We start from the raw sequence: 9,400 nt of genomic DNA, 5'->3' as shown, positions 1-9,400 counted from the left end.
TCAGCCGGCCCCTAAGGCGAGGCCGAAAGGCGTAGTCGATGGGAATCAGGTGAATAGTCCTGAGCCAGCGGGTGGTGACGGATCCAAGACGTCGTAGGGCCTTATCGGATTGGCTCTGCGGCCGGCGGGTCCCGGGAAACAGCCCCCGCGCGAGACCGTACCCGAAACCGACACAGGTGGACTGGCAGAGCATGCCAAGGCGCTTGAGAGAACGATGCTGAAGGAACTCGGCAAATTACCTCCGTAACTTCGGGATAAGGAGGCCTTCCGTTTGGGCAACCAGGCGGGAGGGGCACAGACCAGGGGGTGGCGACTGTTTAGCAAAAACACAGGGCTCTGCGAAGTCGGCAAGACGACGTATAGGGTCTGACGCCTGCCCGGTGCCGGAAGGTTAAGAGGAGAGGTTCACGCCTTGAATCGAAGCCCCGGTAAACGGCGGCCGTAACTATAACGGTCCTAAGGTAGCGAAATTCCTTGTCGGGTAAGTTCCGACCTGCACGAATGGCGTAACGACTTCCCCGCTGTCTCCAGCATCGGCTCAGTGAAATTGAATTCCCCGTGAAGATGCGGGGTTCCTGCGGTCAGACGGAAAGACCCCGTGCACCTTTACTGTAGCTTTGCGCTGGCATTCGTGTCGGCATGTGTAGGATAGGTGGAAGGCTTTGAAGCGCGGGCGCCAGCTCGCGTGGAGCCGCCCTTGAAATACCACCCTTGGCGACATGGATGTCTAACCGCGATCCGTGATCCGGGTCCGGGACAGCGCATGGCAGGCAGTTTGACTGGGGCGGTCGCCTCCCAAAGAGTAACGGAGGCGCGCGACGGTGGGCTCAGACCGGTCGGAAATCGGTCGTCGAGTGCAATGGCATAAGCCCGCCTGACTGCGAGACGGACATGTCGAGCAGAGACGAAAGTCGGCCATAGTGATCCGGTGGTCCCGCGTGGGTGGGCCATCGCTCAACGGATAAAAGGTACGCCGGGGATAACAGGCTGATGATCTCCAAGAGTCCATATCGACGAGATCGTTTGGCACCTCGATGTCGACTCATCACATCCTGGGGCTGGAGCAGGTCCCAAGGGTTCGGCTGTTCGCCGATTAAAGTGGTACGTGAGTTGGGTTCAGAACGTCGTGAGACAGTTCGGTCCCTATCTGCCGTGGGTGTCGGAGATTTGAGAGGATCTGTCCCTAGTACGAGAGGACCGGGATGGACGCACCTCTGGTGGACCTGTCGTGGCGCCAGCCGCGGTGCAGGGTAGCTATGTGCGGACGGGATAACCGCTGAAGGCATCTAAGCGGGAAACCCACCTCGAAACGAGATCTCCCTCGAGAGCCGTGGTAGACCACCACGTCGATAGGCCGGGCGTGCAAGCGCAGCAATGCGTTGAGCTTACCGGTACTAATCGCTCGATCGGCTTGATCGCCTCCCATGATCCCTGCGCGCCCGAGGCGCGCGGAAACGAGAACGCGGTTCCTCGGAACCGGACCAGAGACACCTCATCACCTATGCGCGCTGTCTGTCCTTCGCCGGCCCGGTGACCGGAGCGAGGAGCATAAAACCCGATCCCATCCCGAACTCGGCCGTTAAACTCCTCAGCGCCGATGGTACTGTGACACAAGTCCCGGGAGAGTAGGTCGTCGCCGGGCCTGCAAAGGACAGACAACGCGCACCCCAGCCGAAAACCCCATCCTCTCCACGACGCCAGAACCCGCCGGCCCCGATCCCGCGAAAGGGACCCATCGGGGCCGTTCGCGTTCGAGGCGAAAACGCCCTGCCGCGGGGTGGAGCAGCCCGGTAGCTCGTCAGGCTCATAACCTGAAGGTCGCAGGTTCAAATCCTGCCCCCGCAACCAAAACACGAAGCCCCGCAGGCGAAAGCCGCGGGGCTTCTCGCGTTCGGGGCGATTGCGGCGGGCCCGTCAGCCCGCTCCCGCATCCACGGGCTTCGGCCCATCGATCTCGTCTATCGGCCGCCGGACGATCTCGTTCGCCATCCGTCCCGTGCGCACGCGCGGCCAGCCCTCACGAGATCTGTCGACGATGCCGCCTCGGGGCGTCGGCGGCATGCGCCGTCCCCGTCGCCGCGCGCCGCCGCCGTCGGGCGCTCCGGCGAGCGGTCGGCCGCTCAGGCCGCGAAGGCGCGCGCACCACGCATCAGCGTGGCGATCTCGCCGGCGGTCATCGGGCGGGCGAACAGGTATCCTTGCGCCTGCGTGCAGCCCTCGGCCGCCACGCGGCGCAGCTGCTCCGGCGTCTCGACGCCCTCCGCTGTGATCGCCATGCCGTGCAAGCTCGCGAGATCGACCACGGCGCGCACGATGCCGGCGGTTTCGGGGCGCTCGATCTCCCGCACGAAGGAGCCGTCGATCTTGAGCTTGTGGAAGGGAAAGCGACGCAGATAGGCCAGCGAGGAGTAGCCCGTGCCGAAATCGTCGAGCGCGAAACGCACGCCGCGCCGGCGCAAGGCATGGAGCGTGCGCAGCACCGCGTCGCCGTCCTCGATCAGCGTCGTCTCGGTGATCTCGAGCTCGAGGCGCTCGGCCGAAAGGCCGCTGCGGGCGAGCGTTTCCAGCACCGTGTCGAGAAGGTCGCCGCGCTCGAATTGCACCGCCGAGACATTGACCGCCACCGGAACCGGCATGGGCCAGGCGACGGCCTCGCGGCAGGCGATCTCGAGAACGGCGGCGCCGATCTCCCGGATCAGGCCCGTCTCCTCCGCGAGCGGGACGAAGCGGTCCGGCCCCAGCAGCCCCAGTCGGGGATGATCCCAGCGGACCAGGGCCTCGCAGGCGACGATCTCGCGGCTCTCGACCGACACGATCGGCTGGAAGCGCAGCGCGAGCTCGTCCCGCGCGACGGCCTCGCGCAGCTCCAGCTCGAGCGCCTGGCGCTCCTGGACCTGCGCGTCCATGGCGGGCTCGAAGAACCGATACCGGCCGCGGCCCTCCGCCTTGGCGCGGTAGAGCGCGAGATCGGCGGCCTGGAGCAGCGCGTCAGGGCTGTCGCCGTCGCGCGGGGCGCACGCGACGCCGAGGCTCGCACCCGTCGTGATCCGCCGGCCGGCGATCTCGACCGGGTCCTCCAGCGCCTGCACGATCCGGTCCGCCAACGCCTGCGCCGCACGTGGATCGTCGCCGCCGCATTGAAGCACGGCGAACTCGTCGCCGCCCATGCGCGCGACCATGTCCTCCTCGCGCAGCACGCCGCGGATCCGATCCGCCACCGCCTGCAGGAGCGCGTCGCCGGCCGGGTGGCCGAGCGTGTCGTTGACCTGCTTGAACCGGTCGAGGTCGAGGAAGAGGAGCGAGAAGCGCTCGCCGCCGCGCGCAACACGCGCCAGCATCGCCTGCAGGCGCTCGCGCAGCAATACGCGATTGGGCAGCCCGGTGAGCGGATCGTGCCGGACCATCCGGGCGAGCTCCCGCTCGGCCCGCTTGCGCTGCGTGATGTCGGTGAAGGTGCGCACCGCGCCGCCGGCGGGACGCGCCACCGTCCGGACCTCGAGCACGACGCCGTTCGGGCGCTCGCGCTCGTAGATGCTGCCCTCGATGCAGCCGCCGTCGTAGAGCTGCTCCACGCGGCGGGAATCCTCGGGTCGGATGAAGTCGCCGATCGAGACCTGATGGGCGTGGACCTCGGCGACCGTGGGCTTCGAGCGCATCAGCTCGGCGGGCAGGTCGAGCAGCTCGAGGGCGCGCCGATTGTGGACCGAGACGCGCCCGGTCTCGTCGACGACGAGCAGGCCCTGCGCCATGTTGTCGAGGGTCGCCTGCAGCAGGACCGACTTCTCCTCCAGCTCGCGGGTTCGCTGGGCGACCCGCAGCTCCAGCTCTTCCTTGGCTTGAGCGAGCCGTCTTCCGCGCTCGTCGAGGTCGAGCGATGCACGCACCATCGCGACCGCGACGGCGCTCGCCTCCGCGATCGGCAGGTCGCGGGCCTGGACGGCGGCGCCGTCGCCGAGCTCCCGGGCCATGACCGCCAGGCCGTTGCAGGCGCGGGCGATCTCCCGGCAGATCGGGACGGACAGGACGAAGGCGAGCACCACGAGCACCAGGGCGAGCCCGGCGAGCTGCAGACGCGAGCGCACGAGCGGCACGTCCAGCGCCGAACGGGGCAGCCCCACCGCGGCGGTCCAGCCGGTGAGCGTCGAGCGCTCGTAGGCGCCGAAGACGGGAGCGCCCAGGAGGTTGACGCCGGTCCACGTGCCGAAGGGCGCGGAGATCTCCGAGAAGCCCGGCAGCGGGCGCCCGGCGAAGCGCTCGTTCTCCTCGGAGCGTGCGAGGATCAAGCCGTCGCCGTCGGAGACCGAACCCCAATGCGGGGCGGCGACGCCCGTGGCGGCGATCGTCGCGAGCACCTCGTCGAGCGGGATCTCCGCCACGAGCACGCGCCCCGTTCCCCGCCCCGTCATCACCGGCACGGCGATGACGACGAGACGCTCCCCCGTCTGCGGGGAGACGACGAGGCCGGAGATCTGCGGCTCTGCCGTGCGGGCGGCGCGCGCCACCAGCTCCGGCGCGGGGTCGCGGGCGAGCAGGGTGCCCCAGGGCACGCGGGAATAGACGAGCCGGCGACCGTCGGGCTCCACCAGGGCGATCGGCCCTCCGAGATCGCGCGAGGCGCTGAGCGCCTCCGCGTAGAATTCCGACAGGTCCGCGCCCCGCACCCCGCGGGCGCTCGCCAGGATGCGCAGGGCCGCGATGCGGCTCGCCACCATCCGATCCGTCGCGGCGACGATCGCCTTGGCCTTGCGGCCGACATCGGCGACGACCGCGCCGCGCTCCTGAGCGGCGAGCTGGAAGGTCACGGCGGCGGCATAGACGACGAGCGGGGTCGCGAGCGCGAGCCCGAACGCGACGAGGTAGGTGACGAAGGTCGGACGACCCCTTTGAAACAGACGCTTCAGCACGGCGCATGGACTCCGGAGCGGTCCAGCATCCCGCGGCAGGCCTTAAGGAAATGCAGCCGCTCGCCGCCGCTTCGCCGACGTGCTTAACGCCCGCTTGAGACGGGGCGGCAGCGCTTGCGTCCAGGGCCTTCTGCCGATCGACCGATCGGGCGAGGGCGCCATCGCCGTGGCCGACGGGCGCCTGCGCCGCCGCGGCGTTCGCGAGGGCGGCCATGTCGCCCGTCGCGAGGCGGCGCGCGGCGCGGTGGTTCCGAGCACCGGTTGAGGATTGTCAACCGGCGGGGGACCCGGCTGGCCGATCATCGGCCCGTGGGGGCTCACAACGGAGACATCGCCGTGCCGAAAGGACGCCAGATCCATCACCGCAAGGCCGCCGCGCTCGCCGTGGCCGCCGCCGCCCTCGTGATCGGCGCCCCCGCGGGGGCCGAGGAGGAGATCGCCGGCGGAAACGAGTACCTCAACAGCTGCGCGCCGTGCCACGGCCCCGGCGGGCGCGGGGACGGGCCGGTGGCCCAGCACCTGAACGTCGCGCCCAGCGATCTCACCACCCTGGCCGAGCAGCACGATGGGGAGTTCCCGTTCCTGCGCGTCTTCCAGATCATCGACGGGCGCGCGCTGGTGGCGGCCCACGGCGACCGCACCATGCCGATCTGGGGCCAGCGCTATCGCGAGGAGGCCGCCGGCGGCGACGTGCTGCGCGAGCGCTACACGTCCGAGGCCGAGGTGCGCGGCCGTATCCTGGAGCTCGTGAACTACCTTCAAGCGATCCAGGATCCGCAGCCGGAGGCGACCGTGATCGGCGGCGCCGTCGGCGCCGGCGCGGTCGGTGGGGCCATGCCGGAAGGCGCGCAGCCGAACTGACGGCTCGCCCGCCCGAGGCGAGGCGCCGCGCGAGCGCCGCCAGCGCGGCGCCGTCGAACGGCTCGGGATCGTCGAGAGCCGCCGAGGCCGGCTTCACCGGGCGATCGCCGGAGCCCATCCCGCCGAGCCCGACCTCTCGGACTGCCCCGGGGCGGGGGTGCGAGGACCGCGCCGGGCGTGCTCACGGCTCGGCCGGCGTCAGGCGGAGGATCTCCCCCTCGGGCTGGTCGGTGAGCACGAAGATCGCGCCCTGCGGGCCTTGCACGACGTCGCGGGTCCGCACGCCGAGCGCGAGCCGGCCGACCTCTCGCGGCTCGCCCGCGACGTCCACGCGCACGATGCCCTGCGCCGTCAGCCCGCCGATCAGGAGATCGCCGGCGAAGGCGGGAAACAGATCGCCGGTGTAGAACGTCGCGCCGGACGGCGAGATCACCGGCGTCCAGTGCAGCAAGGCGTGCGCGAGCCGCGGCCGGGTCGGCGGATCCGGAATCGGCTCGCCGGAATAGTGCCGGCCCCAGCTGACGAGCGGCCAGCCGTAATTGCGCCCGGCCTCCGGCCGATTGAGCTCGTCGCCGCCTTCCGGGCCCATCTCCGCCACGTGGAGCGCGCCCGTCTGCGGATGCAGCGCGGCCGCCTCGACGTTGCGATGGCCGAAGCTCCAGATCGCATCCTCGCCATCGCGGCCGACGAAGGGATTGTCCGGCGGGATCGCGCCGTCGGGCGCGAGGCGCACGATCGTCCCGAGCGTGTTCGAGACGTCCTGCGCCTCCTCGGCGTAGTCGAAGCGCTCGCCCAGCGTGACGAACAGGGTCGCGTCCGGCGCGAAGGCGAGGCGTCCGCCGAAATGGTTCTCGCCGGATACGGCCGGGCGTTGCTCGAAGATCGTCTCGAAGCCTTCGAGAGCGCGGCCGTCCTCGGAGAGCCGGCCGCGCCCGGCCGAGGTGGCGGCGCCATCGCCGCGCGGGTCCGCGAAGGTGAGGTAGACGAGGCGGTTCTCGGCGAAATCGGGGTCGAGCGCGACGTCGAGGAGGCCGCCCTGGCCGCGCGCGAAGACGTCCGGCGTGCCGGCAAGGGGCTCGGACACGGCGCCGTCCCGCGAGACGAGGCGCAGCCGGCCGGGTCGCTCGGTGACGAGCAGGCGTCCGTCGGGCAGGAAGGCCGCGCCCCAGGGATGGACGAGCCCCCGCGCGAACGTCTCGACCGCGATCGGGCCGGACGGGCCGTCGATGCGATCCGCCGCCGGCTGTGCGGCGATCGGCGCGGCGACGGCGAGGGCGACGAGCGTGGCGACGCTCGCGGCGGCGTGGTCGAGGGCGGTGCGGGGCATGGCGTCTCTCCGGCGCTGTGACTGCCCCGGCAACGACGGCGCGCCCGTGCGGTTCGAGGGCTGCGGGTGGAGCGACGTCTCGTCCACCGACCGAATGCCACGCGGTGGGATGGATCTCTGGCGCAGGCGCAGCCGAGCGCCGGGCAGCGGCAGCCCGTCGGGCGTGGTGCTCCAGGTCTCGGAGGCGGCGGCGAGGCGTTCGGGAGCGCCCATGGCGGCAGCCTGGCCGACGCCGTCCCGCGCCGCCAATCCCGGCCGCCGCGAGCCGTTCCTTTTCTGCCGATTGTTGACAGAATGCTCCGGCGGTCGATGCTGGCGGGATCGAACGGCGGAACGCGCCGGCCGTCGAGCCGGGTCGAACGGGAGGGGAACGGGGTGTCGCCAGGGCCCGAGCGCATGCAGCCGGACGCCGCCGCGTCGCGGCGACCGGGGAGGGCGCTCATCGGCCTCGCGATCGGAGCCGCCGGCGGCGCCGCCGCCGCCGCGCTCGGGACGCCGCTGCCGTGGCTGCTCGGCGCCCTGATCGCGACGGCGCTCGTCGGCCTCGCGGGGCTGCCCCTCGCGGTCCCGGTGCGCGCCCGGCAGACGGGACAGGTCGTCGTGGGATGCGCCGTCGGGCTCTACTTCACGGCGCCGGTCGCGGCCGAGGTCGCCGCCTATGGGCTCCACATGGTCGGCGTCGGCATCGTGTCGATCCTCGCCGGCGCCGGGCTCGCGCTGGTCCTCGCCCGGGCCGCCGGCGTCGATCGCAAGACGGCCTATTTCGCGAGCCTGCCCGGCGGCGTCGCCGAGATGGCCGTTCTCGCCGAGCGCCACGGCGGCGACGCGGCGCTCGTGGCGCTGGCGCAGTCGTTGCGGATCGTCTGCGTCGTGCTCGTCGTCCCGCCGACGCTCACCGTGCTCGGCGTGACCGGGACGCAGAGCGCCGACACGCTCGCACTTCCCGTGAGGGCGCCCGCGCTGATCGCGATGCTCGCGCTCGCCGGCCTGCTCGCGGTCGCTCTCGACCGGGCGCGGGTCACGAATCCCTGGCTGCTCGGCGGGCTCTGCGTCGGGGTCGCGGTGGCCCTGTCGGGGCTGCCGGGCTCGCGGGTGCCGAGCTGGGGCGTCGACGCCGCGCAGGTGCTCATCGGCGCGGCGCTCGGCGCGCGGTTCGGCCGCGGCGTTCTCGTGCGGCTGCGCGTCTTCGCCGCCTGCGCCGCCGCGGGCACGCTGACGCTGATCGCCTTCGGGGCGCTGCTCGCCTGGCTTCTCTCCGCCGCGACGGGCCTGCCGGTCGCCACGCTCGTCCTCGCCGCCGCGCCGGGCGGCGTCGCGGAGATGAGCATCACGGCGAAGGTGCTCGGGCTCGGCGTCCCGCTGGTCACCGCCTTCCACGTGGTGCGGATCGTGCTCATCATCCTCGTCAGCGAGCCGCTCTTCGTCCTGGCGCGCCGCCTCGCCGCGCGGCGGTCCCGGCGCGACGGGAACCGAGCCCGCGGCGAGGCGGACGGTCCGCGGTCCTGAGCGCGGCGGCGCCGCGGGGCCTCACCCCCGGCCGGCGCCCGCCTCCGCGGGCCTGTGTTCCTCGACAATGCCCATGTAGCGGGAGAAGCCCGCCACGATGTGCTCCTGCGCCGCCTTCTGGGCGGCGTCGGCATCGCCGGCTTCGACGGCCGAGAGGATCGCGCCGTGCTCCACCAGCGACTGCGCGATGTTGGTCGCGATCGACAGGCCGCGCCGACGGAAGAGGTGCATCTCCCGCACCAGGTTGTCGTAGATCGTCTTGGCCTTGGGGTTGCGCGCCGCCTGCAGCAGCATGTCGTGGAAGGCGATGTTGAGCTCGTAGTAGGCCGCGCGATCGTCCCGCTCGCGCACGCCCTCCATCGCTTCGAGATTGCGCCGCAGCCGCGCGATCAGCTCCCGCTCGCCGCCTTCGCGCACCCGCCGCGCGGCGGCGGCGCAGGCCATGGCGAAGACCGCCCCCCGCAGCTCGTAGAGATTGCGCACCTCATCGAGCGTCGTCTGATGGACGAAGGCGCCCCGGTTGGCGATGAGGTCGATCAGCCCGGAATCGGCGAGCGAGCGGATCGCCTCGCGGACCGTGCCGCGGCTCACGCCCATGGCGTTCGCCAGGACCGCCTCGTTCAGCTTCTCGCCCGCGGCGAGCTCGCCCTCGACGATCATCCGCTCGAGCTCGGAGCGGACCTCGGTCGCCAGCGTCGCGCGCCGCGCGCCGATCGTGTTCGCATTCATCGCCATGCGTCCATTAGGGCTGCGCCCCCTCCATGTTGTCAACAATCAACATTCATATTGTCATTCCTCGTGT

General features: G+C 71.3%; 5 protein-coding genes, 1 tRNA gene and 2 rRNA genes (1 of these 8 only partly in view). 5 read left to right on the top strand and 3 right to left on the bottom strand.

Features of this window, described 5'->3' with window-relative positions; translation table 11 throughout:
* The 3 genes from ABL310_RS22870 to ABL310_RS22860 form a co-directional block, all read left to right on the top strand.
* A 23S ribosomal RNA gene (locus tag ABL310_RS22870) occupies nucleotides 1-1,419 on the top strand (it extends 1,387 nt beyond the left edge of the window).
* 107 nt (nucleotides 1,420-1,526) lie between these two features.
* Nucleotides 1,527-1,642: ribosomal RNA gene (gene rrf, locus ABL310_RS22865) — 5S ribosomal RNA — on the top strand.
* A gap of 129 nt (nucleotides 1,643-1,771) precedes the next feature.
* Nucleotides 1,772-1,848 (top strand) — tRNA-Met (locus ABL310_RS22860).
* 272 nt (nucleotides 1,849-2,120) lie between these two features.
* Here the strand turns inward: ABL310_RS22860 and ABL310_RS22855 are convergent.
* Entirely contained in the window at nucleotides 2,121-4,904 is a 2,784-nt protein-coding gene (locus ABL310_RS22855) for an EAL domain-containing protein (protein WP_349369299.1), read from the bottom strand.
* Between the two features lie 336 nt (nucleotides 4,905-5,240).
* Between ABL310_RS22855 and ABL310_RS22850 the strand changes: the two genes are divergently transcribed.
* Entirely contained in the window at nucleotides 5,241-5,765 is a 525-nt protein-coding gene (locus ABL310_RS22850; protein WP_349369298.1) for a cytochrome C, read from the top strand.
* A gap of 181 nt (nucleotides 5,766-5,946) precedes the next feature.
* Here the strand turns inward: ABL310_RS22850 and ABL310_RS22845 are convergent, their stop codons facing one another.
* Nucleotides 5,947-7,092 (bottom strand): PQQ-dependent sugar dehydrogenase, encoded by a 1,146-nt coding sequence (locus tag ABL310_RS22845; protein ID WP_349369297.1) that lies wholly within the window; start codon nucleotides 7,090-7,092, stop codon nucleotides 5,947-5,949.
* Nucleotides 7,093-7,467: 375 nt separating this feature from the next.
* On the opposite strand from ABL310_RS22845, the gene ABL310_RS22840 reads away from it, so the two are divergent.
* Entirely contained in the window at nucleotides 7,468-8,598 is a 1,131-nt protein-coding gene (locus tag ABL310_RS22840; RefSeq protein ID WP_349369296.1) for an AbrB family transcriptional regulator, read from the top strand.
* Between the two features lie 21 nt (nucleotides 8,599-8,619).
* Here ABL310_RS22840 and ABL310_RS22835 read toward each other — a convergent pair whose 3' ends face one another.
* On the bottom strand, nucleotides 8,620-9,327 hold the full coding sequence (locus ABL310_RS22835) for a GntR family transcriptional regulator (protein ID WP_349369295.1): 708 nt from the start codon (nucleotides 9,325-9,327) through the stop codon (nucleotides 8,620-8,622).
* Nucleotides 9,328-9,400 lie beyond the last annotated feature (73 nt).

Origin of the sequence: Salinarimonas sp. (assembly GCF_040111675.1) — a bacterium.
Classification (GTDB): domain Bacteria; phylum Pseudomonadota; class Alphaproteobacteria; order Rhizobiales; family Beijerinckiaceae; genus Salinarimonas.
The sequence above is the reverse complement of the archived record's forward strand: the minus strand, read 5'-3'. Positions and strand labels throughout refer to the sequence as shown.

What these genes read in the sequence shown, in the direction of transcription:
- ABL310_RS22845 (WP_349369297.1), bottom strand. Translation starts at nt 7,092, where the DNA reads ATGCCCCGCACCGCCCTCGACCACGCCGCCGCGAGCGTCGCCACGCTC.
- ABL310_RS22835 (WP_349369295.1), bottom strand. Translation starts at nt 9,327, where the DNA reads ATGAATGCGAACACGATCGGCGCGCGGCGCGCGACGCTGGCGACCGAG.